The sequence below is a fragment of the Roseobacter sp. HKCC-CH-9351 genome, from assembly GCF_037830295.1.
GTDB lineage: Bacteria > Pseudomonadota > Alphaproteobacteria > Rhodobacterales > Rhodobacteraceae > M30B80.
Genome location: NZ_JBBLYM010000001.1, coordinates 1,901,657 through 1,925,896 on the forward strand (window position 1 = coordinate 1,901,657; position 24,240 = coordinate 1,925,896).

Annotated in this window: 19 protein-coding genes; 7 read left to right on the top strand and 12 right to left on the bottom strand. The window is 56.3% G+C overall.

Features of this window, described 5'->3' with window-relative positions:
- Nucleotides 1-235: 235 nt before the first annotated feature.
- Both AAC632_RS09555 and glnA read left to right on the top strand, forming a co-directional pair.
- Complete coding sequence (locus AAC632_RS09555; protein ID WP_317654668.1) at nt 236-574, top strand: P-II family nitrogen regulator; 339 nt, start codon at nt 236-238, stop codon at nt 572-574.
- 77 nt (nt 575-651) lie between these two features.
- Entirely contained in the window at nt 652-2,058 is a 1,407-nt protein-coding gene (glnA, locus tag AAC632_RS09560) for a type I glutamate--ammonia ligase (protein WP_340296594.1), read from the top strand.
- Nucleotides 2,059-2,109: 51 nt separating this feature from the next.
- Here the strand turns inward: glnA and AAC632_RS09565 are convergent, their stop codons facing one another.
- From AAC632_RS09565 to AAC632_RS09595, 7 genes are all read right to left on the bottom strand, one after another.
- The gene (locus AAC632_RS09565; protein ID WP_340296592.1) at nt 2,110-2,292 is read right to left on the bottom strand and encodes a hypothetical protein; all 183 of its coding nucleotides are present in this window, start codon (nt 2,290-2,292) and stop codon (nt 2,110-2,112) included.
- An 80-nt stretch (nt 2,293-2,372) separates the two neighbouring features.
- Nucleotides 2,373-3,110, bottom strand: a complete 738-nt coding sequence (gene scpB, locus AAC632_RS09570) for an SMC-Scp complex subunit ScpB (RefSeq protein WP_340296590.1) — start codon at nt 3,108-3,110, stop codon at nt 2,373-2,375.
- Nucleotides 3,107-3,937, bottom strand: a complete 831-nt coding sequence (locus tag AAC632_RS09575) for a segregation and condensation protein A (RefSeq protein WP_340296587.1) — start codon at nt 3,935-3,937, stop codon at nt 3,107-3,109. Before AAC632_RS09575 ends, scpB begins: the two co-directional genes overlap by 4 nt.
- Nucleotides 3,934-4,947, bottom strand: coding sequence for a glycoside hydrolase family 3 N-terminal domain-containing protein (locus AAC632_RS09580; RefSeq protein WP_340296585.1), 1,014 nt, complete (start codon nt 4,945-4,947; stop codon nt 3,934-3,936). The genes AAC632_RS09575 and AAC632_RS09580 overlap by 4 nt, the downstream gene beginning before the upstream one ends.
- A gap of 12 nt (nt 4,948-4,959) precedes the next feature.
- Nucleotides 4,960-6,024 carry an SPOR domain-containing protein gene (locus AAC632_RS09585; RefSeq protein ID WP_340296583.1) on the bottom strand — a complete coding sequence of 355 codons (1,065 nt, stop codon included), beginning with the start codon at nt 6,022-6,024 and terminating at the stop codon, nt 4,960-4,962.
- 188 nt (nt 6,025-6,212) lie between these two features.
- A complete protein-coding gene (gene argS / locus AAC632_RS09590; protein WP_340296581.1) occupies nt 6,213-7,940 on the bottom strand; it encodes an arginine--tRNA ligase in 1,728 nt (575 codons plus the stop codon).
- 70 nt (nt 7,941-8,010) lie between these two features.
- Nucleotides 8,011-9,174, bottom strand: coding sequence for a deoxyguanosinetriphosphate triphosphohydrolase (locus AAC632_RS09595; protein WP_340296579.1), 1,164 nt, complete (start codon nt 9,172-9,174; stop codon nt 8,011-8,013).
- A 94-nt stretch (nt 9,175-9,268) separates the two neighbouring features.
- Here AAC632_RS09595 and AAC632_RS09600 point away from each other — a divergent pair, with 94 nt between their 5' ends.
- From AAC632_RS09600 to AAC632_RS09610, 3 genes are all read left to right on the top strand, one after another.
- Nucleotides 9,269-9,607: a HesB/IscA family protein gene (locus AAC632_RS09600; protein WP_340298732.1), complete on the top strand. Its 339-nt coding sequence runs from the start codon at nt 9,269-9,271 to the stop codon at nt 9,605-9,607.
- Nucleotides 9,608-9,633: 26 nt separating this feature from the next.
- Nucleotides 9,634-10,413, top strand: a complete 780-nt coding sequence (gene xth, locus AAC632_RS09605; RefSeq protein WP_340296577.1) for an exodeoxyribonuclease III — start codon at nt 9,634-9,636, stop codon at nt 10,411-10,413.
- Between the two features lie 131 nt (nt 10,414-10,544).
- Entirely contained in the window at nt 10,545-13,001 is a 2,457-nt protein-coding gene (locus tag AAC632_RS09610; protein WP_340296575.1) for a GcvT family protein, read from the top strand.
- Here the strand turns inward: AAC632_RS09610 and AAC632_RS09615 are convergent.
- The 3 genes from AAC632_RS09615 to AAC632_RS09625 all read right to left on the bottom strand — a co-directional run bounded on the left by AAC632_RS09615 (nt 12,962) and on the right by AAC632_RS09625 (nt 15,730).
- Complete coding sequence (locus AAC632_RS09615) at nt 12,962-13,606, bottom strand: 3TM-type holin (RefSeq protein ID WP_340299910.1); 645 nt, start codon at nt 13,604-13,606, stop codon at nt 12,962-12,964. The two genes, AAC632_RS09610 and AAC632_RS09615, sit on opposite strands and share 40 nt — an antisense overlap.
- 74 nt (nt 13,607-13,680) lie before the next feature.
- Nucleotides 13,681-15,045 (bottom strand): PQQ-binding-like beta-propeller repeat protein, encoded by a 1,365-nt coding sequence (locus AAC632_RS09620; RefSeq protein WP_340296571.1) that lies wholly within the window; start codon nt 15,043-15,045, stop codon nt 13,681-13,683.
- A 13-nt stretch (nt 15,046-15,058) separates the two neighbouring features.
- Complete coding sequence (locus AAC632_RS09625) at nt 15,059-15,730, bottom strand: hypothetical protein (RefSeq protein WP_340296569.1); 672 nt, start codon at nt 15,728-15,730, stop codon at nt 15,059-15,061.
- A gap of 294 nt (nt 15,731-16,024) precedes the next feature.
- Between AAC632_RS09625 and AAC632_RS09630 the strand changes: the two genes are divergently transcribed.
- Both AAC632_RS09630 and AAC632_RS09635 read left to right on the top strand, forming a co-directional pair.
- Nucleotides 16,025-17,212 carry an efflux RND transporter periplasmic adaptor subunit gene (locus AAC632_RS09630; protein ID WP_340296567.1) on the top strand — a complete coding sequence of 396 codons (1,188 nt, stop codon included), beginning with the start codon at nt 16,025-16,027 and terminating at the stop codon, nt 17,210-17,212.
- On the top strand, nt 17,209-20,904 hold the full coding sequence (locus AAC632_RS09635; protein ID WP_340296564.1) for an efflux RND transporter permease subunit: 3,696 nt from the start codon (nt 17,209-17,211) through the stop codon (nt 20,902-20,904). The genes AAC632_RS09630 and AAC632_RS09635 overlap by 4 nt, the downstream gene beginning before the upstream one ends.
- Before the next feature lie 15 nt (nt 20,905-20,919).
- Here the strand turns inward: AAC632_RS09635 and AAC632_RS09640 are convergent, their stop codons facing one another.
- Both AAC632_RS09640 and AAC632_RS09645 read right to left on the bottom strand, forming a co-directional pair.
- Complete coding sequence (locus tag AAC632_RS09640) at nt 20,920-22,695, bottom strand: ABCB family ABC transporter ATP-binding protein/permease (RefSeq protein ID WP_340298731.1); 1,776 nt, start codon at nt 22,693-22,695, stop codon at nt 20,920-20,922.
- A gap of 157 nt (nt 22,696-22,852) precedes the next feature.
- Nucleotides 22,853-24,115 (bottom strand): LysM peptidoglycan-binding domain-containing protein, encoded by a 1,263-nt coding sequence (locus tag AAC632_RS09645; RefSeq protein WP_340299911.1) that lies wholly within the window; start codon nt 24,113-24,115, stop codon nt 22,853-22,855.
- Between the last annotated feature and the right edge of the window lie 125 nt (nt 24,116-24,240).

Sequence of the window (24,240 nt, forward strand, 5' to 3'; positions counted from 1 at the left end):
CGATGTCCAGATTTTTGCCAATGGGCTGATCCTACAGGCGGCCCGTTCAGTCGATCAGGCCGCAGCCTAAAGCCACAGTTTTCAAAATGATTAAATTTTGTGCGCAGCGCACAAATATGTTGCAAGTCCCCAAATTTCCCTTGAGAGAGAGCAGCGCGAGCGGGCAATCAGATTGCCCCGCCCCGCACAACATGGTGTCAGAAAGGCGCACAGCACGCAGGAAGGCGAGGGCCACATGAAAAAAATCGAAGCGATCATCAAACCATTCAAGCTTGATGAAGTGAAAGAAGCGCTTCAGGAAATCGGCATTCAAGGTTTGTCGGTGACCGAAGTCAAAGGGTTTGGCCGTCAAAAAGGTCATACAGAGCTTTATCGCGGCGCGGAATATGTGGTTGATTTCTTGCCTAAGGTGAAAATCGAAGTTGTTCTTTCCGATGATATGGTCGATGGCGCGATTGAGGCGATCATTGACGCGGCAAAGACTGATAAGATTGGGGACGGTAAGATTTTCGTCTCCACCATCGAGCAAGCGATCCGCATCCGCACAGGCGAGTCTGGTGAAGACGCGCTCTAAGGCATGAGGCCAAAATAGCCAGGGTCGCTTTGGCCCTATCTCACTCCCCAAAGACCAAAATGTAAGGGAAGGTCACGATGAGCAAAGACAAGGTTCTTAAACTGATCAAAGACGAAGACGTCGCATATGTCGATATTCGTTTCACAGACCCGCGCGGCAAGATCCAGCACGTTACCGTGATGTCTGATCTGGTCGATGAAGATTTCCTCGATGAGGGTTTCATGTTTGACGGCTCCTCGATTTCTGGTTGGAAAGGCATCGAAGCCTCCGACATGAAATTGATGGCAGACACAGACAGCGCTTATATTGATCCGTTCTACGCAGAGAAAACCCTGTGCGTGCATTGTAACGTGGTTGAGCCTGACACGGGCGAGCCTTACGAGCGTGACCCACGCGGCACCGCCGTTAAGGCAGAAGCCTATCTGAAATCCACAGGTATTGGCGATGTGGCCTATTTCGGCCCAGAGGCCGAATTCTTCATCTTCGATGATGTGCGTTACTCGGTCGCCCCAAACAAAGTGGGCTACGAAATTGACGCGGTCGCAGCCGCATGGAACACCGATGCTGAGTTCGAGATGGGCAATATGGGCCATCGCGCGGGCCACAAGGGCGGCTATTTCCCTGTGAACCCAATTGACGAAGCCCAAGACCTGCGGTCTGAAATGCTGTCGACCATGAAATCCATCGGGATGAAAGTGGACAAGCATCACCACGAAGTGGCGACCTGTCAGCATGAATTGGGCCTGATTTTCGGGACATTGACCGAACAGGGCGACAACATCCTAAAATATAAATACATCATCCAGAACGTGGCCCATGCCTATGGCAAAACAGCCACCTTCATGCCCAAGCCTATGGCAGGCGATAACGGCACGGGGATGCATGTGAACATGTCGATCTGGAAAGATGGCAAGCCCTTGTTCGCAGGCGACAAATACGCGGATCTGTCAGATGAGGCGCTTTACTTCATCGGTGGCATCCTCAAGCACGCCAAAGCGTTGAACGCGTTCACCAACCCATCGACCAACAGCTATAAGCGTCTGATCCCCGGCTTCGAAGCCCCCGTTCTGCGCGCTTATTCTGCACGGAACCGTTCGGGCTGCGTGCGTATTCCATGGACAGAAAGCCCCAAAGCCAAGCGCGTTGAGGCCCGTTTCCCTGATCCATCCGCAAACCCCTACTTGGCCTTCGCGGCCTTGTTGATGGCGGGTCTGGACGGCATTCAGAACAAAATCCACCCAGGTGAGCCTTCTGACAAAGATCTGTATGATCTACCCCCAGAAGAATTGGCCGAAATCCCAACTGTTTGCGCATCCTTGCGCGAGGCATTGGAAGAGCTGGAAAAAGATCACGACTTCCTGCTCAAAGGCGATGTGTTCACGAAGGATCAAATCGATGCCTATGCCGCGCTTAAGTGGCAGGAGGTCTATGCCTTCGAACACACCCCACACCCTGTGGAATACAAGATGTATTTCTCCTGCTAAGCAGCAGAAATCGAACAAGAAAGGCGCAAGCATTGGTTGCGCCTTTTTTATTCAGAACCGCATGAACCGCCGCATAAGACCTGTAGTCTGGCGCAGACGGCGCTCAGTCGCACGGGCCTGTGCAGGATCACCCCCTGCACCTCGCCGCGCGACAGGGTCGGTTGCTTTATTCACCCCACGCCAAATTATCACCCTCATCACCATGCGGATCAGTGCCGAAATAAGGTTGCTCATCTCACCCTCAATTGCAGCCCATAAAATAAGACCTGCAGAACGTGGGCCATGTGAGATGATACCAGGATATTGGGGCAAAATCAGGGCGCGTCATCCTCGAACAAGGCGCCATCCTCATCTGTGTCATCCATATCGAAGGGAAGACCGCCCTCCTCCTCCTCTGGGGCTTCTGCGCCCTCCTCGGACAGGTTCAAGCCGCGCGGGCGATTGTCGAGCAGCCCTGCATCGCGCAATTCCTTCACGCCCGGCAAATCGCGGGCAGATTCCAAACCGAAATGATCCAAAAACGCAGGCGTTACCACGAATGTGACGGGCCGCCCCGGCGTCATCTTGCGGCGGCCAAATTTGATCCATTCCATTTCAATCAATTGATCAATCGTGCCCCGATTGACGGACACGCCGCGGATTTCTTCAATCTCGGCGCGTGTCACAGGTTGATGATAGGCCACGATTGCCAAGGTTTCGATTGCCGCGCGCGACAGTTTCCGTGTCTCGACCCTTTCGCGGCTCATCAGAAAGCCCAGATCAGCACTGGTGCGCATCGCCCATGCATCCCCCACTTTTACCACATTCACACCGCGCCCCTCATAGCGACGGCGCAGCAGTTGCAAGGCTTCAGCAGGATCACAACCATGCGGGAGACGTGCTTCCATCTCGCGGATTGAGACAGGCTCGGCACTGGCAAAAAGCAATGCCTCAATCATGCGTTCCTGTTCTGCCAAAGGGGGCGCTTGAAACAGGCTTTTCTCAGGCGTGCTCGAGTGTGCTTCAGCAGGTGTTTCGGGGGAAGTTTCAGGTGTATCCGCCACGCCGCTCATCTTTCATCATCCCTTCGTTTCACTTCAATTGGCGCGAATGTTTCCGCTTGGCGAATGACCAATTTTCCCGCCTTTACCAATTCCAAACTCGCCGCAAATGTGGCCGCGGTGGCAGAGCGGCGTTTTTTTGGATCCATGCCCCACCCATCGGGCAGATAGGTCAAGATATCCGTCCACTCGCCCGCATATCCGATCAGGCCGCGCATCCGCTCTAGGGCTTGCTCCATTGTAAAGACGCTATCGCGATCCATGACAAAGGGGCGAAAATCATCACGGGTTCTTATCCGCGCATAACCTTGCATCAAATTAAGAAGGTTTGCGGTATATTTGACCTTGCGTGCATGGGTAACGGCCTCGGGAATGCCACGCACGAAACGATCCCGTCCCAAACGATCCCGCGCCATCAACCTGGCCGCGCATTCGCGCATGGCGCTCAAACGCTCCAATTGGAAGGCCAAATGCGCCGCCAATTCTTCGCCTGATGGGCCCTCTTCTTTGGGATCAGGCGGCAATAAGAGCCGCGATTTGAGATAGGCCAACCACGCGGCCATAACCAAGTAATCCGCTGCCAATTCAATCCGTAATTTGCGCGCTTCTTCCACGAAGGCCAAATATTGTTCGGCCAATCGCAAAACCGATATTTTGCGCAAATCCACCTTTTGCGTGCGCGACAATGTCAGCAATAGGTCAAGCGGCCCTTCAAACCCATCGACATCGACAATCAACGCCTCTGCCGCGCGGCGTTCGGCCACGCTATCCCATTCACCAGGATCGGCGAGAAGATTGTCATTTGCCGCCTCAGGGGGCAGCGCAGGTGTATCGCTCATATTGGGCCTTTTTCGCTTAGGCTGCGAAGTTCGGCATCTATCGCATATAAGTCAAGCGATGTCGCGGATTTGCGGGCCAAAAGTGCCGCCTGCGCGCGTTTTGCCGCGATCCCATCCAACTGACCAGAATGGGCAACGACCTCCTCCATTTCAGGAAGCTTGCCATTGCAATGCAAAATCACATCACAGCCCGCCGCGCGGGCCTGTGTGCTGCGTTCTGCCAAACTGCCGCCAAGCGCCCCCATCGAAATATCATCGGTCATCATCAACCCTTGATACCCAATATCCTCGCGGATCATCCGCATCAGAACAGGGGACAGGGTTGCAGGCAGGTCGGGGTCAAGTGCCTCATATATGATATGCGCGCTCATCCCCATTGGCAGATCAATCAGGGGTCGAAAGGCCGCGAAATCAACCGCCTCCAATTCACTGCGCGGGGCACTGACACGGGGGCAGCTTAGATGGCTATCCACCTGACCAAGCCCATATCCGGGCAGATGTTTCAAAATCGGGGCAACGCCCGCATCCATCAACCCTTGGGCATAGGCACGGGCAAAGGTTGCAACTGTGTCAGGCTCAAACCCGTAAAGGCGATTTTTTAACACCGCATGAGTTTCAGGACGCGCGACATCGGCTAAAGGCGCGCAATTAACGTCAAGCCCCACGGCACGCATCTCAAGCCCGATATAGGCCGCGCGCAAATATAAGGCGCGCGCAGCCGAGTGCGGGTCACGGCCTGCGATCATATCAAGGGACGGTGTCCAGTGCCGCCAATGCGGTGGCCCCATGCGCTGCACACGCCCGCCCTCTTGGTCAATCAAAATGGGCACATCCCACCCAACACAATCGCGCAAGCTACCGGTTAAGGCCCGCAGTTGGTCGGGGGTATCGATGTTGCGCGCAAAAAGAATAAATCCCCAAGGGTTGGCCGCGCGAAAAAACTGCGCCTCATCCGCCGACAAACTTAGGCCCTGCAGGCCAAGGATTGTGGCAGAATAAGGGATAGACATAGCCCTGCTCCCTCACCGAATGGTCGCAGGGATACAGGCCTGACCCAATGCCAAGAGCGCCGTGCAAAAACGGCGTGCATCATCCACCCCGTCAAACCCAGCTACGCGCAGACGGAAGAATTCCTGACCGCCCGAACTGGCCGCCATAATCACGCGACCACGCCCTTCGAAAAAGCCATCATATTGCGCCGCAAGCCGATCCCATTCACGCCGCGCCGCATCGGGGCTGTCAAAGGCGCCAAGCTGCACAACCATGTCCCCCGCGGCAAGGGTTGAAGGATCAATTTCAATGGCGTCATCACGGCTAGCATCACCGGGCACCTGCGCAAGGCTCAGATCCATCGTAAAGGGTCGCGGCGTTGGAATAAGTGATACAGCCACGCCCGCGACAGAGGCAGGAATTCTGTCGACCTCAGGCGCAAGATCAGGCTGAGGCGCATTCGGGCTTTCCCCCAAAGCCTCTGCCAAAAGCGCGGTGATTAAATCTTCGGTCGCCTGCGGCACATCCGCGACAGGCGGCGCAGGCGGCCCGATCAATTCAAAACTGTCAGGCGCGATAATGTCCAATTCAGGCGCGGCTTGGGACATTTCAGCCTCAGGCGTCACCAAAAGGGTCACATCCTCAATCAAATCAACAGGCGTCGGCGCGAGGATGATTTGCGCGGCTGCAGGCCCCGCCTCACGCCCTGCGGCGATCTCATTCACGGCAAGGCCCATGTGATCTGCCTCAACCCCGCCCGGATCATCCGGCGGCACGCGAAACGGCTCGGATGGTGCGGCAATCACGGGCACACCAAGGGTTTGCCGTTTCAGCGCCTCGTATCCCCAATACGCCCCAAGCGCCACCATGGCGACCGACATCAGCCCCATGGCCCCAAGACCCAGCTTGCGCACAGACTGCGTGCGTTCGACCTCGGCAAGGCTCGCGGTGGACTGATCGGCGGAGGCCTGAAGTTCAGGCTCGGCTGTGGCGCTGAGAGGATCCCGCCCCGCTTGCGGCATCTGTGGCGCGCGCGCGGATGGGGGATCAAATCTTTGCGGCGGGTTGGCAAAAAGATGCGCCGGATCAACCGCCATCCCCCCGACAGGGCGTCTGGCCTGCGCAGAGTTCGCTATGCGCTGAAACGGTCTTTGCGCGGGAGGTTCTTTTTCATAAGCCGCCATGCCTGCCCTTTTCCGCCGTGATGCCCTTTGTTTTATGGGCTTATGTCACGGCACTACCCTGCTCTGCCTCTGGCCTGCGGAGGGTGAAGACGTTTCTCGCCTTACATTTTATCCGCAGGTGTTACCCCTAAGATACCAAGACCGTTGGAAATAACAACGGCTACTGCATCAATAAGGGCCAATTTTGCCGAAGTCGTTGCCAAATCATCTTCTTGCAAAAAGCGCAGATGGGGTGCGGCATTGCCCTTATTCCACAGAGCGTGGAATTCAGCGGCAAGATCATAGAGGAAAAACGCAATGCGATGCGGCTCGTGCGATTGTGCCGCGATCTCGACCACACGCGGCCATTCCGCGAGTTTCGCCACAAGCGCGAATTCAGCAGGATCGTTGATCGCGTCCAGATTTTTGTGATCTATCGCGATGCCCAATTCACCCGCCTTGCGCAGAACCGATTGAATGCGGGCATGGGCGTATTGGACATAGAACACGGGGTTATCTTTGGATTGCTCTAAAACCTTTTCGATATCAAAATCCAAAGGCGCATCGTTCTTGCGGGTCAGCATGATAAAGCGCGTGACATCGCGCCCGACCGCCTCGACCACATCTGACAGCATGACGAAAGTGCCTGCGCGTTTTGACATCTTAAACGGCTCGCCGCCTTTGAAGAGGCGCACCAATTGCGTCAGCTTAATATCCAGCGGCACCTTGTTTTCGGACAGCGCCGCCACGGCCGCCTTCATCCGTTTGACATAGCCGCCATGATCGGCGCCAAAGACGTCAATCAATTCATCATAGCCACGGGTGACCTTGTCATAATGATAGGCGATGTCAGGGGCAAAGTATGTCCATGCGCCATCCGATTTCATAATCGGGCGATCCACATCATCGCCATGCTCGGTGGATTTGAACAAGGTTTGTTCGCGCGGCTCCCAATCCTCTGGGGTTTTGCCCTTTGGTGGCTCTAACACACCGCGATAAATCAGGCCCTTACCCTTGAGGTCTTCAATCGCGGCTTCAATCCGCCCCGTGCCGTAGAGAGATTTTTCACTAAAGAAGTGACCCATTTTCACGCCAAGACTGTCGAGATCAGCCTCGATCAGCTGCATCATGGCCGCGATGGCGAAATCACGCACGGGGGCAAGCCATTCCCCCTCGGGGCGATCAAGATACGCATCCCCAACCTCGGATTTCAGGGCCTGACCCACCTCGATCAGGTAATCGCCTGGATAGGTGCCATCCTCAAAAGACACAGCCTGACCATGCGCCTCGAGATAGCGCAAATATACCGAACGCGCCAAAACATCGACCTGCGCCCCACCATCATTGATGTAATACTCGCGCGTAACGTCATATCCTGCGTAATCCAACAGGCTTGCCAAAGCATCGCCAAAGACCGCGCCGCGCGTATGGCCCACATGCAAAGGCCCTGTCGGGTTGGCCGACACATATTCGATATTCACCTTGCGCCCCTGCCCGATATTGACGCGGCCATAGGCACCGCGCGCCTGCGCAATGCCGCGCAGAATCTCGCGCCATGTCTGCGCAGAAAGGCGAAGGTTCAGAAAGCCTGGCCCCGCCACATCGGCAGTCTCAATCCGCGGGTCAGCCATCAGGATCGGGGCCAATGAATCGGCGATATCACGTGGCTTTAGCCCTGCAGGTTTTGCCAGAACCATGGCCGCATTCGTTGCCATATCGCCATGGGCGGCATCGCGCGGGGGTTCGACCGCGACATTGGCGAAATCAAGCCCTGCGGGCAACGTGCCTGCGGTCTCCATCTGACCCAAAGCGTCAATCACCAAGGCGCGAATATCGGCAAAAAGCATCATGTTTTATCATCCTGATTGTCTTGAGCCCTGCTCTATCAGGTTGCAGAGCAAGGTCAATGCCACAGGGCCCCTAGAAGACGGCCCCCAGACCCAAGTCACGATTGAAGATCCGCCGATGGGTTTGTAGTGCGAACCGATCCGTCATACCCGCGATATAATCGCAAACCAACCGCGCAAGCGTGGTGTCATCTTGCGCTGCGCGCACTTCGGCCTGCCATTGGCGGGGCAGTTGGTCAGGGTGGGCCATCATATGCGGGAATAAATCATTCACGACATCCGTGACGATTGCGCGTGTCTCGACCACGCGCGGGGCACGATACATGCGGGTGAACAAAAACGCGCGCACCTCTTTAAGATCAGCAAAAACCTGATCCGAAAACCGCACCATTGCGCGCCCTGCGTGGCGGATATCTCGCGGCGACGCAGGGTCAAGCGCGCCAAGGGCTGTATTGGCATAGGCAATCACATCCTCAACCAATACCCCGAAAAAGCGGCGCAGCGCCTCGTGCCTGCGGCGGGTTGGGTCGACATCGGGATAGGCCGTATCTACCTCGCCAAAACACGGCCCCACAAGGGGCAGCGCCATAATATCGGCCACCTCAAATAGCCCTGCCCTTAGCCCGTCATGCAGATCATGATGATTATAGGCGATATCATCCGCAATCGCAGCAATCTGCGCCTCAAGGCTGGCATAGGTGGTCAATTCTAGATCATGGCGCGCATTATATTCAGCCAAGGCCCAAGGATATGGGGCGGCTACAGGCCCGTTATGTTTAGCAATCCCCTCAAGGCTTTCCCATGTCAGGTTAAGCCCGTCAAAATCCGCATAATGGCGTTCGAGATTGGTGACGATGCGAATGGCCTGCGCATTATGATCGAACCCGCCATAGGGCGCCATCAAATCGCAAAGCGCATCCTCGCCCGTATGGCCAAAGGGCGTGTGGCCCAGATCATGGGCAAGCGCAATCGCCTCGGTCAAATCCTCGTTGGCCCCAAGGGCGCGGGCAATCGTGCGGGCCACTTGCGCGACCTCGATCGAATGGGTCAGACGGGTGCGAAAATAATCGCCCTCATGCTCGACAAAAACTTGGGTCTTGTGCTTGAGGCGGCGAAAACTAGATGCATGGATGATGCGGTCGCGGTCGCGCTGAAAGCAAGACCTGTGCCCACTTTCCACCTCGGGGTAGAGCCTGCCGCGACTGTCGCTCGGAGTGCAGGCATAGTTTGCGCGCATGATCCCTATCCTTGCCGTTTCAATTTGGCGGTCTTATATTGGAAAACACTCTGTTCTAACAGCCCGCAATCACAGCAATTTTTGCCCAAACGAGATGGCGATGGATTTGAACCTACCTCCCAAAGTAACCCCCCGCGCCTTTGCGCGTCTGGCTGAGATTAACGCAGATACACCTGCCCCGAAGGCGCTGCGCGTGGCCGTTGAGGGGGGCGGGTGTTCTGGCTTTCAATATGATATTCGGCTTGATGATCCCGCCGATGGTGATCTGATCTTGGAGGATGCAGGCCAAAAGGTTGTGGTTGATGAAACCTCGCTGCCGTTTTTGGCCAATGCCGTGATTGATTTTTGCGAAGAATTAATTGGCGCGCGCTTTGTGATCGATAATCCAAATGCCGCGTCATCCTGCGGCTGCGGGATTAGCTTTTCTCTTTAACCCATTGATTTAAAAGGCTTGCGCTTATGAAAATAGCCACATTCAACATCAATGGGATCAAAGCGCGCATAGATGCCCTGCCGCAATGGTTGGATGAGGCGGCCCCTGACGTGGCGCTATTGCAAGAGATCAAATCGGTTGACGAGGCCTTCCCCTGCGAGATTTTCGAGGAGCGGGGCTATAACGTGGAAACCCATGGTCAAAAAAGTTTCAACGGCGTGGCCATTTTATCAAAATATCCGCTCGAAGATGTGATCCGCGGCCTGCCCGGTGACGCAGAAGATGAGCAGGCACGTTGGATTGAGGCCACAGTGGTCGGTCAAAAGGCGCTGCGGATTTGCGGGCTTTATCTGCCCAATGGCAATCCCTGCCCTGGCCCGAAATATGAGTATAAATTGGCGTGGATGGCGCGGATGCAGGCGCGTGTTGCCGAACTTTTGGCGGAAGAAACCCCCGTTTTGTTTGCAGGGGATTACAATATCATCCCCCAAGACGAAGATGCCGCCCGCCCCGATGCATGGCGTGAGGATGCATTGGCGCGTCAAACCAGCCGCGAGGCGTTTCGCAAAATCGTGAACCTTGGCCTGACGGATGCGTTTCGCGCACGGGTGGAAGGTGGCGACAATTATTCGTTTTGGGATTACCAAGCGGGGGCGTGGAACCGCAATAATGGGATCCGCATTGATCACATTTTGCTGTGCCCCTACGCGGCTGATCTTTTGCAAGATGTTGGAATAGACCGTGAAATCCGCGCACGTGAAAAACCATCAGATCACGTGCCGGTTTGGGTTGAACTGGCTGCCTGATTTCCAGCGCCCCGCGATTTAGCCTATTCGCGGCATTTGCCCCCCCAATTTGGTCGAATTTAAGCACCTCTGCCGCCATTTGGCGGTCTAGGCTTGGTGCATAGTAAGGATCATATCAACGGGAGGTATGGATGTCTGAAACAGCGCGGGTCGTGATTATCGGGGGTGGTGTTGTGGGGGCATCTGTTCTCTACCACCTCGCGAAAGCGGGTTGGACAGATAGCCTTTTGATCGAACGGTCTGAACTGACCTCGGGCAGCACATGGCACGCAGCGGGCGGGTGCCACACCATCAACGGTGATCCAAATGTTGCCAAGCTTCAGAAATACACGATTGATCTTTATAAAGAAATTGAAGAGCTGTCAGGTCAGGCCACAGGCTTTCACATGACAGGTGGGGTGATGTTGGCCTCCACGCCTGAGCGGTTTGATTGGTTGAAATCCATCTCTGCCAAAGGGCGCTATCAGGGTATTGAAACCGAAGTAATCACCCCCGAAGAGGCGCATGAGCTGATGCCGCTTCTTGATCCGCGGCAGTTTACGGGTGCTTTGCGCACCGTTGTCGATGGCCATCTTGACCCTTCTGGTGTGACCTATGCCTATGCCAAATCTGCCAAAATTCTTGGGGCCAGCTATCAGACCCACCGTATGGTGACGGGCATCCTGCGCGCGCGCGATGGTGGTTGGATCGTGCAAACCGACAAAGGCGACGTTGCCTGCGAGCATGTGGTGAATGCAGGCGGACTTTGGGCGCGCGAAGTGGGGCGCATGGTGGGCCTTGAACTGCCCATTTTGGCGATGGAGCATATGTATCTCATCACCGAAGACATGCCCGAAGTGGCCGAGATCAACGCAAAAACAGGCCGCGAAGTGATCCATGCAGTCGATTTCGATGGCGAGCTGTATTTGCGCCAAGAACGTGGCGGGATGCTTATGGGCACCTATGAGAAGGCCTGTGTTCCATGGTCGACCCGCAACACGCCCTGGGAATTCGGGCATGAGTTACTGCAACCCGATATTGACCGCATCGCGCCAAGCCTTGAAGTAGGGTTTGAACATTTCCCCGCCTTTGCGAATGCGGGCATCAAACAGATCATCAATGGCCCCTTCACCTTTGCCCCCGATGGAAACCCGTTGATCGGGCCTATTCGCGGGCTTGAGGGGATGTGGTCAGCCTGCGGGGTTATGGCGGGCTTCAGCCAAGGCGGGGGTGTTGGTCTGGCGCTGGCCAATTGGATCACCCAAGGGGATCCTGGGTTTGACGTGTGGGCGATGGATGTCGCGCGCTATGGCGATTGGACGACCCTCAGCTACACCAACCCGAAAGTGCAAGAAAACTATTCGCGGCGGTTCTCCATCAAATTCCCGAATGAGGAATTGCAGGCCGCTCGCCCGCATAAGACAACGCCAATTTATGATCGCATGGTTGGGCTTGGGGCGCAGATGGGTGAATCTTGGGGGCTTGAAGTGCCGCTTTGGTTCGCGCCGGAAGGTGTGCGAGATCAATTTTCATGGCGGCGCTCAAGTGATTTTGACCATGTTGGGGCCGAGGCGCGCAACCTGCGCGAGGCTGCGGGCCTGTTGGAAATATCGGGCTATTCGAAATTTCGGATCGCGGGCGCGGATGCAGGCGCGTTTCTTGACCGGGTTTTGGCCTGTGCCCTGCCCAAACCCGGTCGGATGACGTTGGCACCGATGTTAAAGGAAAATGGCAAGCTGCAAGGTGATCTCACCTGCGCCTGCTTAAATCCTGAGACTTATATGCTGTTTGGCTCTGGCATGGCTGAAAATTTCTATGCCCGTTGGTTCGAGGCCCAAAAATTGAGCACCGAAGACGTCACCATTGAGGTGATCGGTTTGGGCCTTTGCGGGCTGCATATTGCAGGGCCAAAGGCGCGCAACATCCTTGCGCAAATTGCCCCTGATATGGCGAAGATGCGCTTCATGGATTTTGCGAAAATGGATGTGGCCATGGCCCCCGCCTATGTTGGGCGGGTCAGCTTTACGGGTGATTTGGGCTATGAGATTTGGATGCGCTCAGAATTCCAGCGCCAAATTTTTGAGGCCTTGTTGCGCGTCGGGGCGGATCACGGGCTGCGTCCTATCGGTCTGCGGGCGCTCAATTCTTTGCGTTTGGAAAAAAACTTTGGCGGATGGGCGCGCGAATATCGTCCCGTCTATGGCCCGCTTGAGGCCCGTCTTGATCGGTTTGTGGCTTATAATAAACCCGCTGATTTTATCGGTAAAGCCGCAGCCTTGGCCGAGCGGGAGACGGGCGGAGCTTTACGCCTAATGAGTTTCGCGATTGACGCACATGATGCCGATGTGATCGGGGATGAGCCAATTGATTTTCAGGGGAAAACCATCGGTTGGGTTACATCTGGCGGCTATGCCCATGCCAGCGCGACATCGGTTGCGATGGGATATGTGGCGAAGGAATATGCCGATCAGGCGGATGGCTTCACCATCGAGGTTTTGGGCAATGCCCTCAAGGCCACGCCCCTGCCCCAGCCCCTGTTTGACCCAGAGGCCAAGGTGATACGCGCGCCTCAATCGGCGCGCCATTCCTCAAGCGCGGGATTTTCGTGACTGCCCCTTTGGCCAAAAGGCCACCATCGGCGTGCTGATCTTTGCGGCGGTGTGTCGGGTATGTGGGCATAATACATTTCGCGCGCGCCAAAATAGAAACTCACCACCGCCCCCAAAAGCCACCAAAGCGGCTCCGGGATGGCCGCCAAACCCGTCATGCGCGCGGAAAAAGCCACAGGGTCGATCATGGCAAAGGCGAATGGGCCAATGACCGACAGCGCCATCAAAGGACGCGGCAGGCGGTTTAGCCCATTAATCGCGCGGTCAAACCCCATATCGTGGAGCAGGCGTTGTAGCAAAATGATTGCCTGCGCCCCCGCATTCACCTGCATATCGTAAACGACAGACTGCAACGCCCCAGGCAGAAAATATATGCGCGGGGCGCGATAGTAATCTTCTCCGAAGATTTCGATGGCAATAGCGCGCGTGAGGCGCAGGATATCATCACGGTCGATGTCACCATCGCCATCCAAATCGCGCCCTGCATTTCGCAGGGCGGCCAAGGTGATGCCAAGATTTGTGGGGTTGCCCGGATCATCGGGATCATCGGAAAAGCCGCCCTCATGGCTTAGGATCTGGTGTGAAATCGCCCGAACCGAAAGCATGGGCCCGCCCTCCCTGCTCTGCGGTTAATGACGGGGAGGGTCTATCAGCCTATGGTTAAAACAGGCTTAACGGCTCAACGATAGGCATGCAGACGACCATCTGCGCTGACCACATAAAGCGTATCATTGACAACGATGGGTTGGCTTGCCGCCCCACCCCGCAGGGTAAGGTTGCCATTAAGCGTCACACCTGTTTCGGGGTCAAAACGCAGAATTTCCCCATCGCCCGTGGCCAAGATCAAATGACCACCCGCCAAAATCGGCCCGTAATAGGTGAATACGGCCTTGCGGCGGCGCTCGCGGCGGGCCTCGTACAGGGGCAATTCGGTTTCCCAAATCACCTCACCAGTCGCTTGATCTAGACGGATCAACGCATTGCGGTCAGATACGAAAAACACGGAATTTCCTGCAACGATCAGACCAGAATAAGCCCCTTCTGTCGCTGTCCAAAGACGCTCGCCCGATCCCGCATCGATCGCGACAACGCGGCCAGACAGATTGCCCGCATAAAGCCTGCCCCCCACCAGAACGGGGTCAGAGGTGATATCGTTGATATAATTATAAGCCACACCGATCCGCTCACCCGCGATGGCACCCGACCAGACCCGCACGCCCGATTGGCGCAGCACGCCTGTCAACTCGCCCGAGCCAAAGGGAAACACGACCAAGCGCGAGGTCAGCGCAGGGGATGGGCTTCCTGACAAGACCGCGGCGGCCCCAGTTGCGGGGATTTCCCACCGCACACGCCCCGTGGCCGCATCCACGGCATAGGCCTGATCATCACGGCCCGTCACATAAACAACGCCGCCCGCCACAGTTGGTGCGCCAAGCGTTGCCCCAAGACGTTGACGCCATGAAATAGCACCGCTTGCGGCATCAATGGCCAGCAATTCACCATATCCAGTGGTTGCAAAAATCTGATCACCTGCGGCGCCAACCCCGCCGCCAGAGACACCGCCATCGCGTTCGCTTGCAGGGGTCAAATCAGTGCGCCAAATCACGGCTCCCTCGGGCGAGGTCGCCTGAAGCCCTGCATCACTATCAAGCGTAACAATTGCGCCATTTGTGAAAATCGGGTCCGCGGTCAGTCGGGTACGTCTGCCATTGCCTTGGCCAATATCCGTTGACCACAGCAGGCTTGCTGATTGCGAAAACTCAAGCGCAGGGATCGCATTCGCGGCATTCGCACCGCGCAACGGCCAGTCCGTCAAACTTTGCGCTGTTGGTTGCGCGAAATGCACGAGGGCCGCATCCGCCGCCTCAGCGGTGTCGTCCACCCCTTCCTCGCTTGGCAGGGTTTGCGCCAAAGGCACGCGTGTTCCGAACCGTTCACCTTGCAAGATCGGCTCGCGCTCACAGCCCGTCAAAAGGGCCAAAGCGATGAGGCTGACACCGCAGAGCCGCGCCACAGGTTTTGCGTAAGAAACGGTATTGTGCATGAAACCTGTCCCTTTATTCAGATGACGCGCTTTGGCCCGTGATCGTAGCGCCACTTTGCAGCGCGAAGATCAGGGCGCTGATCCGCTGACGCTGTGACAGGGTCACAACGGATTGCTCAGACAAGGCCTCAAGTGCTGCAATCGCCCCCTCTTTATCGCCCGCCTTTAAGAGTTCTAGCGCCTGCATTTCACGCGCGATGCCTGCGAAAGGCGCACCATCCTCGACCAAACGCGCCAATGTTGCATCGACCAATCCCCGGTCGTCCAAGGGGGCAAGGATATGGGCACGCAACAGGGCCAGATCACGATAACGCGGCAAGAGATCGGGTGCATCTGCAATCGCGCGCAACGCCGCTGCAGCGGCCACCGGGTCGCTTTCGCTGAGGTCTGAGGCGCGAATGAAAGCCAATAGCACCTCTTGATTGCTGCGGCTTGGGGTGATCTCAGCGAGGGCCGCAGCGCGGGCCTCGGCATCGGGCAGGTCTAGGGCAGCAATCACCGCGTCCCCAAAATCACGCGCCGCCGCAAGATCGCGATTTGTGCTGATCTCGCGATAGGTCGCGGCCCCCACTAATGCGACAACAGCCAAAACGCCAATCCAGCCCCACCTTTTGAGCGCGCGAAACAGCTGATCGCGGCGCAATTCTTCGGTGACTTCATCAATGAAACTGTCGCTTTGGCTCATGCTGTGCCGTTCTTTCTTTGATATCAAAACCCACGTGCCTCACTTAACGCGAAGCACAGAGCTTTGCCAAGTGCAACCGCACCCAAACGGCGTATTCGCAACAGATGGTCAAATTCTGTCACAAAATAAAAACTAAACCATTCCGTTCATTCTTGCGGACGGAGGTATAAAAGACTAATCTAAACGCAACAGTTCACTCGTATGAGACAGAAAGCGTTACCCAACCAAACGCAGAACACAGAAGATCAGCGGGCGTGATCAGATTATATATCCGCCCCGAAAAGAGGTTATTTAATGCGCATTTTTCCAGTCATCACGGCCGTTTTGGTCTGCGCGGCGCTTTATGTGCTGATTTTTCAGCGCGATGCCTTGATGGGGCGCGACAGTGAAAGCCCTGCGGCGGCTGAGGCCGCGCAAACGGACAGCGGCACATTTGGGGATGCGATGCGCGTGGTGATTTTGCCAAGCCGAGCTGAGGTGATTTCCGATGCCGTGCGTCTGCGCGGACGATCCGAGGCCGCGCGCTTTGTTGAGATTCGCGCAGAAACCTCGGGTCGGATTATTTCAGACCCGATCAAGGCAGGCCAATCCGTGACGGCAGGTGATATTCTGTGCCAAATCGATGAAGGCACCCGCGCTGCAGCCCTAGCCGAGGCTGAGGCCGCGCGCAGCACCGCTGAGGCGCAACTTGCAGCCGCGCAAATTGACGCTAATGCCGCAACCCGCCTGAATGAGAGCGGTTTTGCCTCTGAGACACGCGCGGCCAGCGCCTCAGCCAGCCTCAGCAGCGCCGAGGCCGCCTTGCGCTCGGCTGAGGCGGCCATTGATCGCGCCGCCGAAGAATTGGCCCGCGTAGAAATTCGCGCCCCCTTCAATGGGCTGTTGGAAAGCGACACTGCGGAACTGGGCACATTGATGCAGCCGGGCGCATTATGCGCCACGGTCATTGATCTTGATCCAATCAAATTCGTTGGGTTCCTGCCCGAGGCTGAATTGGCGCGCATCAGCATCGGCCAAACGGCAACCACGCGGCTGGTGGATGGGCGTGAGGTGGACGGAATTGTGCGATTTGTTGCGCGTTCCGCTGATCCGCAAACCCGCACCTTCCGCGTTGAGATTGAGGCAGAAAACCCCGATCTCAGCATTGGGGATGGCCAAAGTGCCGATATCGCCATTGCCACCGAAGGGACAGCCGCCCATTTGGTGCCAAGTTCTGCGCTGACTTTGGATGATCAGGGTGATTTGGGGCTGCGTGTCGTGGCCGAAGATAATCTGGTTGCCTTTTACCCCGTCATCATCCTGCGCGACACGCCTGATGGGGCCTTACTCACAGGGTTGCCTGAGCAGGTCGACATTATCATCGTGGGACAGGAATTTGTCTCAAACGGGGGGCAGGTCGTGCCTGTCTCGATCCATGACATCCCCACAGGCCAAAACGCCACGATTGATGCAGCGCAATCCGCGCTTGGAGGGGCACAATGACCGGGATCATCGATTGGGCCGCCGCCCGTGCGCGGATGGTCGTGGCCTTTATCGTTTTGTCGCTGACGGTTGGTGCGGCCGCCTATGTCGGACTGCCCAAAGAGGGTGAACCTGATATTGATATACCGGGTTTGTTTGTTTCTGTCCCCTTCCCCGGCATTTCCGCCGAAGATAGCGAGCGCCAATTGGTGCGTCCGATTGAGGCCGAGTTTCAAGATCTCGATGGATTGAAATCCATCAACTCCACCGCCGCCGAAGGTTATGCAGGGATCTTTATCGAGTTTGAATTTGGATGGGATAAATCCGCAACCATTGCCGATGTGCGCGATGCCATGAACCGGGCCGAGACGCAATTCCCGCAAGGGGCGGAGAACTATTCCATCAATGAAATCAATTTTTCGGAGTTTCCAATCATCATCGTGGCGCTGTCTGGCAACGCGCCCGAGCGCACATTGATCCGCCTTGCGCAGGATTTGCAAACACGGCTTGAGGGGTTGTCGCCTATTTTGGAGGCGGGGATTGCAGGCGCGCGCGATGAGATGTTGGAGGTCTTGATCGACCCGCTCTCGCTTGAGGCTTATAATGTCACGGCGCAGGAATTGATTTCGGCGGTTGTAAACAACAACCAATTGATCGCGGCAGGCGTGGTCGACACCCCAACGGGTGCCTTGTCTGTGCGCATTCCATCCTCGTTTGAAAGCCCGCAGGACGTTTATGATTTGCCCGTCAAGGTAAATGGTGACCGCGTTGTGACCTTAGGGGATTTGACGCAAATTCGCCTCACCTATGAGGATCGCACAGGCGCTGCGCGCTTTAACGGGAACCCCACGATTGCGCTTCAGGTCGTCAAGCGCCAAGGGTTTAACATTATCGATACCGCCGAATTGGTGCGCCAAGAAGTGGCCGCCTTCGAGGCGGAATGGCCCGAAGAATTACGCGCCGCTGTTCATATCACCACCTCCTTGGATCAATCCAAGACCGTGGCCTCGATGGTGGCACAGCTTGAAGGATCGGTGTTGACTGCAATCGCGCTTGTGATGATCGTTGTTCTGGCCACGCTTGGCACAAGATCGGCGCTTCTTGTGGGCTTTGCCATCCCCACCTCATTCTTATTGTGTTTTATCTTTTTGGGCATCATGGGCATCGCGGTTTCAAATATCGTGATGTTCGGCCTGATCTTGGCCGTTGGGATGCTCGTTGATGGCGCGATTGTTGTGGTCGAATATGCCGACAAACGCCTTGCTGAGGGCGCACGCCCCATGCAGGCTTATACAGATGCCGCAAAGCGGATGTTCTGGCCCGTTATATCTTCGACCGCGACCACGCTTTGCGCCTTTCTGCCGATGTTATTCTGGCCTGGGGTTCCGGGTGAATTTATGGGGATGCTCCCAGTCACTTTAATCTTTGTTCTGTCCGCCTCTCTGATTGTGGCGCTGGTCTATCTGCCCGTGATGGGGGGCGTTGCCGCCCGTCTGTCGCGCAGCGCGGATCGCTTTGGTGGGCTGTTGATACGCCTTGTGCCAAGTCGCGCCATTCGCATTGCTCTTGCGGTTGTGGTGGGGTTTGCCCTGTTTCAATCCGCCTTGATGGTTATGCGCGGCGGGGGTGCGGGGCCAGACACCCCCGCCCTTCTTGCAATCCTGCCGGGCGTTTTGGCTTTTTCGGTTTCAGGTTTGGTCATGTCGGTTGTCATGGGCACATTGATCCGCCCGCGCGTGGTAGAACGGGTTGAGGGCGGATATAAGCGCACAAGATTGGGCCTGCTGATAAAGCGTTTGGTGGGCAACCCGTTTGCCCCCGTTTTGACCATTGCCGCGGTTTTGGGCTTTGTTGTCGTGACCTTCAGCTATTACGGGGCCAACAATAACGGCGTGGATTTCTTCGTGGAGACCGAGCCTGAAAACGCAATTGTCTATGTGCGCGCGCGCGGCAATCTGTCGGTCGAAGAAAAAGACGCTTTGGTCGCACAGGTCGAGGCGCGGGTGCTTGGCTTTGAGGGCGTGCGCGATGTCTTTGCCTTTTCAGGTGATGGCGGATTGAACAATAACACAGGCGGCGCAAGCGCCCCTGAGGACACAATCGGTCAGGTTCAAATCGACCTCGCCCCTTGGGGAACGCGGGCCGATGGCAATATCATTCTTGATGCGATCCAAGCGGAGTTGGACACCATTCCCGGCATCCATACCGAGATATTCGAGCAGGCCAATGGCCCTGCCAACGGCAAGCCGATTGATCTCGAACTAACAGGCGATGATTGGGCGCAACTTCAGCAAGCAACGGCGGACGTTCATGCCTATTTCGAGAACCTCGAGGGGCTGACCCTCATCGAAGATACGCTGCCCCTTCCGGGGATTGATTGGCAGATCAATGTCGATGTCGAGGCCGCAGGCCGCTATGGTGCGAATGTGGCCACAGTGGGCGCTATGGTGCAATTGGTCACGCGCGGGATTTTGCTTGATCGGATGCGCGTGCCTACATCTGATGATGAGATAGAAATCCGCGTGCGTTTTCCAGAAGATGCCCGCGTCCTGTCGACCTTAGACACTTTGCGCGTGCGCACCGCAGATGGATTGGTTCCGCTGTCAAATTTCGTCACATGGGAACCCGTGCGCCGTTTGGCCGAGATCAAACGCCTTGATCAATCGCGCATATTCCAAGTGAAGGCCGATGTTATCTCGGGGCTTATGCGGGTGACGATCGGGGATCGTGACTTAGGATTGCTGCGCAATGCGGCGCCTGAACACGCCAACAGGCCCGCTGAATTCAGCATAGATGGGCGCGACTATGTCCTTCATTCCTTGGCCGAAGGCGCGAGCCGCGCCGAGTTTGACAATGCATTAAGCGGCGATGTTACCCTGACGGCTATCACGGCCAATGAACGGATTGCCCATATCACCGCTGCATTAGAAACAGGCACGATTTTGCCCGATGGCGTGAATTGGCAATGGGGCGGCGACCAAGCCGAGCAAGCCGAAAGTCAGGCTTTCTTATCTCAGGCCTTTGCGGCCTCATTGGGCTTGATGTTCATCATCCTGCTGGCGCAGTTCAATTCGTTTTACAATTCGGTGCTGGTGCTTCTGGCGGTTGTCTTGTCGACCGCAGGGGTGTTGATCGGGCTTTTGACCATGGGGCAAAGCTTTTCGATCATCATGACGGGAACGGGCATTGTCGCCTTGGCGGGGATTGTGGTGAACAATAACATTGTTCTGATTGACACCTATCAAGAATATAGCCGCTATCTGGCCCCGATTGAGGCGATCATCCGCACAGTCGAGGCGCGCATTCGCCCTGTTCTTTTGACCACTATTACCACGATGGCGGGGCTTGCGCCGATGATGTTTGGCATCAGCCTTGATTTTGCAAATGGCGGTTACACCATTGATAGCCCGACTGCCCTGTGGTGGAAAAACCTTGCCACGGCAGTGGTCTTTGGATTGGGCATTGCCACAGTTCTGACCCTGGTCTTCACGCCATCGCTTTTGGCGGCGCGGGTCTGGTGGAATGAAATATTAGGCTGGATTGCGCAGGCCTTGGCGCGCATTGGCGCGGCGCGCTTGTCACAGCGCACCCAAGATTACGCTTTGGCGCGCGCGGCATTGGAAACGGCAAACCCCCTCATCTTGTGGGAGGATGACACAGCCGAAGATCAAAAAACACAACCTGCAGGCCCGACCGTTCACGCCGCACAGTAAAGGCAATCGCGCCCCTTATTGGGGCGCGCGTTCCTGTTCACTCATCTGCCGCGCCCACATGGCCGCATAGCGGCCACCTGCTGCAACCAAATCTTCGTGACGGCCCCGTTCCACAACAACGCCTTTTTCAAGCACCATGACCAAATCTGCATCCACCACAGTCGAAAGGCGATGCGCGATCATGATCACGCTGCGCCCTTGACCAAGCGCGCGCAATTGGCCCTGAATCTCGCGCTCGGTTTCCGTATCAAGCGCCGATGTCGCCTCATCGAGCAAAAGAATGGGGGGATCTTTCAACAAGGTGCGCGCAATCCCCACGCGCTGCTTTTCACCACCAGAGAGCTTTAAGCCTCTCTCCCCCACGATTGTCTCATAGCCTTCGGGCAGGCTTTCGATGAAATCATGGATTTTAGCGGATTTTGCGGCGGCCTCAACCTCGGCACGGGTGGCATTGGGACGGCCATAGGCGATGTTGTAGAAAATCGTATCATTGAACAAAACCGTGTCCTGCGGCACCACGCCAATGGCATCATGCAGCGAGCTTTGCGTCACCTTGGCGACATCTTGCCCGTCAATCACAATCTGGCCTTTTTGGGGATCGTAAAAGCGGAACAATAAGCGCCCAATGGTGGATTTTCCCGACCCAGACGGCCCAACCAGTGCCACGCTTTGACCCGCCTCTAGGGTGAAATCCACTCCGTGCAAAATCGCGCGCGTGCTTTCATAGGAAAAATCAATGGCGCGGAATTCCACTTTGCCAAGGCTCACCTTCAGCTCTTGCGCATCAGCGGCATCATGCACATCGGCGGGCTGCTCAAGCAACGTGAATAATTCGCCCATATCAACCAAAGCCTGTCGAATTTCGCGATAGACTGTGCCCAAGAAATTCAATGGCATGGTGATTTGGATCATAAACGCGTTGACCATGACGAAATCGCCCACAGTCAAATCGCCCCGCTCAACCCCATGGGCCGCCATGATCATCACAATCACAAGACCCGTGGTGATGATCAATGATTGGCCGAAGTTTAGAAACCCGAGCGAGTAATTGGTCTTGATCGCCGCCTCTTCATAGCCCGCCATCGCGCGGTCATAACGCTGTGCCTCACGCTCTTCAGCGTTGAAATATTTCACGGTTTCAAAATTCAAAAGACTATCGACCGCCTTTTGATTGGCATCGGTGTCCTGATCATTCATTTGGCGGCGAATTTTGACGCGCCATTCTGTCACCTTAAAGGTAAACCAAACATAGAGGGCAATGGTGACAATCAGAACCGCCAAATAGCTGATGTCAAACACCGTGGCGAGGATGATCCCCGTCAGAAGTAATTCAAGGATCAGCGGCCCGATTGAGAACAGCAAAAACCGCAAAAGAAAATCTACGCCCTTGACCCCGCGCTCGATAATGCGGCTTAGCCCGCCTGTGCGCCGCGTGATGTGAAACCGCATCGATAAGGCGTGGATATGGCGGAAAGTTTCAATCGCAATCATGCGCAAGGCGCGCTGCCCGACACGGGCAAAAATCACATCGCGCAATTGTTGAAAGCCAACATTTCCCGCGCGCGCGACCCCATAGGCCACTGTCAGGCCAACCGCCCCAAGGCCAAGAGCCCAAGCAGGGCTTGGGGCATCGCCCCCAAGCGCATCCACGGCGGCCTTATAGGCAAAAGGCCCCGCAACCGCGACCAATTTGGCAACCACCAAGGCGGCAAGGGCAAAGACAACCCGATATTTTACCCATGGCATCTCTTTGGGCCAGAGATAGGGCCCCACCTTGCGCAAGGTGATCATGCTAGAGGCGCGACTTTCAGGATCAATCGCTGGCCCGTTTGTATGTGGTGCGGTCATTATTTGGAGACTCGGATTTGGTCAGGTGACCCAAACGTAAAGAAGCGGGGCGCTGATGACCAGAGCCCCGCTTGAGCGATCCCGCCCCTACCCCCGCGACCTATTGCGCAGGGATGGTGAAGACCTGACCCGGATAAATCAGATCGGGATCCCGAATTTGGTCGCGGTTGGCATTGAAAATCTGAACATAGTCAAAGCCAGACCCTAGCATATTTTCGGCAATTCCCCATAGCGTAAAGCCACGTTCAACTGTCACCACACGAATGGCGTTTTGCGCGCCACCTGCGGCATCCGCAATCTCAGCCGCAGCCTCGCGGATAAAGCTGGTTTCAGACCGCGCGATCACTGTGCCATCCGCGGCCAGTTGATCTATGCGCAGATCATAAGCACCTGCGGCAACATTGGCGACATCGGCGCGCCATGTGCCATCTTCGGCGCCTGTCACCTCAGCCACAAGCGCGTTGTTGAGGTAAACCCGCAAAGCAGCGCCGCTATCGGCACGCCCCGCAATTTGAACATCCCCCGCACTGGAATAGCTGACCGTGTCAATGCTGAGGGCCGCGCCATCGGTGCTGCCACCTTGCACTAGCGAAACCTCCTGCCCGTCTGATTGCAGAACGATGGGCGTTGTGGTGCTTTGGGTCACTGTTTCCGCCTCGTCTGTGGCCTCTGCAACAGTCACAGGCGCGGCAATTGGGGCCACGACCAAGGTTTGTGCTGCAGCCACCCGCGCACCTGTCTCATCGGTCGCTTCAACCGACAAAAGACGCGGACTGTCCGAAGGGGCAAGTTTGGACAAAAGCACGAAATTGCCGGCTCGATCCGCAGTAGCATCCGCGCTATCTACCCCATCCAGCAAAAGATAAATCTCGGCATTAGGCATCGCGCTGCCGGCGATCACGGTCATGCCATCGGGCGAGACACGGATAACATCCAAAACAGGCGCGGTCGTGACCACGGCCTCAGCCACATCAGCCGCCTCCTGCGCCGTAGAAGGTGTTTCGGGCGCAGTGGTTTCATCGCTCGCGGTTTCAGCAGCAGTGGTTTCTTCTGTGACCTCAGAGGTGACTACTTCCGCAGCCGCTTCTACTGCGGTTTCAGAAGCAGCTGTTTCCTCTACGACCTCTGTACTGATTTCTTCCGATGCCACTTCTACTGCGGGCTCTGGCGCTGCCGTGCCGTTTGTGGCGTCATCTGCCGCGGCAGGCGCCTCTGCTACGGCCTCCTCACCAGCGCGGTCTTCGTTCACCACTTGCCAGCCCAAATAACCCAAAGCGGCGATTGCAAGAGCGATGATGCCCATCCCAAGCCCCGACAAGCCACCCGCAACTTTTGACCCGTTTGCCATATTTTCTACCTTCATGACCGCACCGCATTGCGAGCGTAAATATTTATCCCCAATCCGAAGGGCTTGCGCACATATTGCACCACGCTTAGCACCATCCGCAAGATGTTGCGAAACCTATCTGTCACAAAACTGCGCCACAC

Excerpts from the sequence above, each read along its gene's own strand:
- AAC632_RS09555 (WP_317654668.1), top strand. The coding sequence starts at position 236 with ATGAAAAAAATCGAAGCGATCATCAAACCATTCAAGCTTGATGAAGTG.
- glnA (WP_340296594.1), top strand. The coding sequence starts at position 652 with ATGAGCAAAGACAAGGTTCTTAAACTGATCAAAGACGAAGACGTCGCA.
- AAC632_RS09565 (WP_340296592.1), bottom strand. The coding sequence starts at position 2,292 with ATGAGCAACCTTATTTCGGCACTGATCCGCATGGTGATGAGGGTGATA.
- scpB (WP_340296590.1), bottom strand. The coding sequence starts at position 3,110 with ATGAGCGGCGTGGCGGATACACCTGAAACTTCCCCCGAAACACCTGCT.
- AAC632_RS09575 (WP_340296587.1), bottom strand. The coding sequence starts at position 3,937 with ATGAGCGATACACCTGCGCTGCCCCCTGAGGCGGCAAATGACAATCTT.
- AAC632_RS09580 (WP_340296585.1), bottom strand. The coding sequence starts at position 4,947 with ATGTCTATCCCTTATTCTGCCACAATCCTTGGCCTGCAGGGCCTAAGT.
- AAC632_RS09585 (WP_340296583.1), bottom strand. The coding sequence starts at position 6,024 with ATGGCGGTTGATCCGGCGCATCTTTTTGCCAACCCGCCGCAAAGATTT.
- argS (WP_340296581.1), bottom strand. The coding sequence starts at position 7,940 with ATGATGCTTTTTGCCGATATTCGCGCCTTGGTGATTGACGCTTTGGGT.
- AAC632_RS09595 (WP_340296579.1), bottom strand. The coding sequence starts at position 9,174 with ATGCGCGCAAACTATGCCTGCACTCCGAGCGACAGTCGCGGCAGGCTC.
- AAC632_RS09600 (WP_340298732.1), top strand. The coding sequence starts at position 9,269 with ATGGCGATGGATTTGAACCTACCTCCCAAAGTAACCCCCCGCGCCTTT.
- xth (WP_340296577.1), top strand. The coding sequence starts at position 9,634 with ATGAAAATAGCCACATTCAACATCAATGGGATCAAAGCGCGCATAGAT.
- AAC632_RS09610 (WP_340296575.1), top strand. The coding sequence starts at position 10,545 with ATGTCTGAAACAGCGCGGGTCGTGATTATCGGGGGTGGTGTTGTGGGG.
- AAC632_RS09615 (WP_340299910.1), bottom strand. The coding sequence starts at position 13,606 with ATGCTTTCGGTTCGGGCGATTTCACACCAGATCCTAAGCCATGAGGGC.
- AAC632_RS09620 (WP_340296571.1), bottom strand. The coding sequence starts at position 15,045 with ATGCACAATACCGTTTCTTACGCAAAACCTGTGGCGCGGCTCTGCGGT.
- AAC632_RS09625 (WP_340296569.1), bottom strand. The coding sequence starts at position 15,730 with ATGAGCCAAAGCGACAGTTTCATTGATGAAGTCACCGAAGAATTGCGC.
- AAC632_RS09630 (WP_340296567.1), top strand. The coding sequence starts at position 16,025 with ATGCGCATTTTTCCAGTCATCACGGCCGTTTTGGTCTGCGCGGCGCTT.
- AAC632_RS09635 (WP_340296564.1), top strand. The coding sequence starts at position 17,209 with ATGACCGGGATCATCGATTGGGCCGCCGCCCGTGCGCGGATGGTCGTG.
- AAC632_RS09640 (WP_340298731.1), bottom strand. The coding sequence starts at position 22,695 with ATGATCACCTTGCGCAAGGTGGGGCCCTATCTCTGGCCCAAAGAGATG.
- AAC632_RS09645 (WP_340299911.1), bottom strand. The coding sequence starts at position 24,115 with ATGAAGGTAGAAAATATGGCAAACGGGTCAAAAGTTGCGGGTGGCTTG.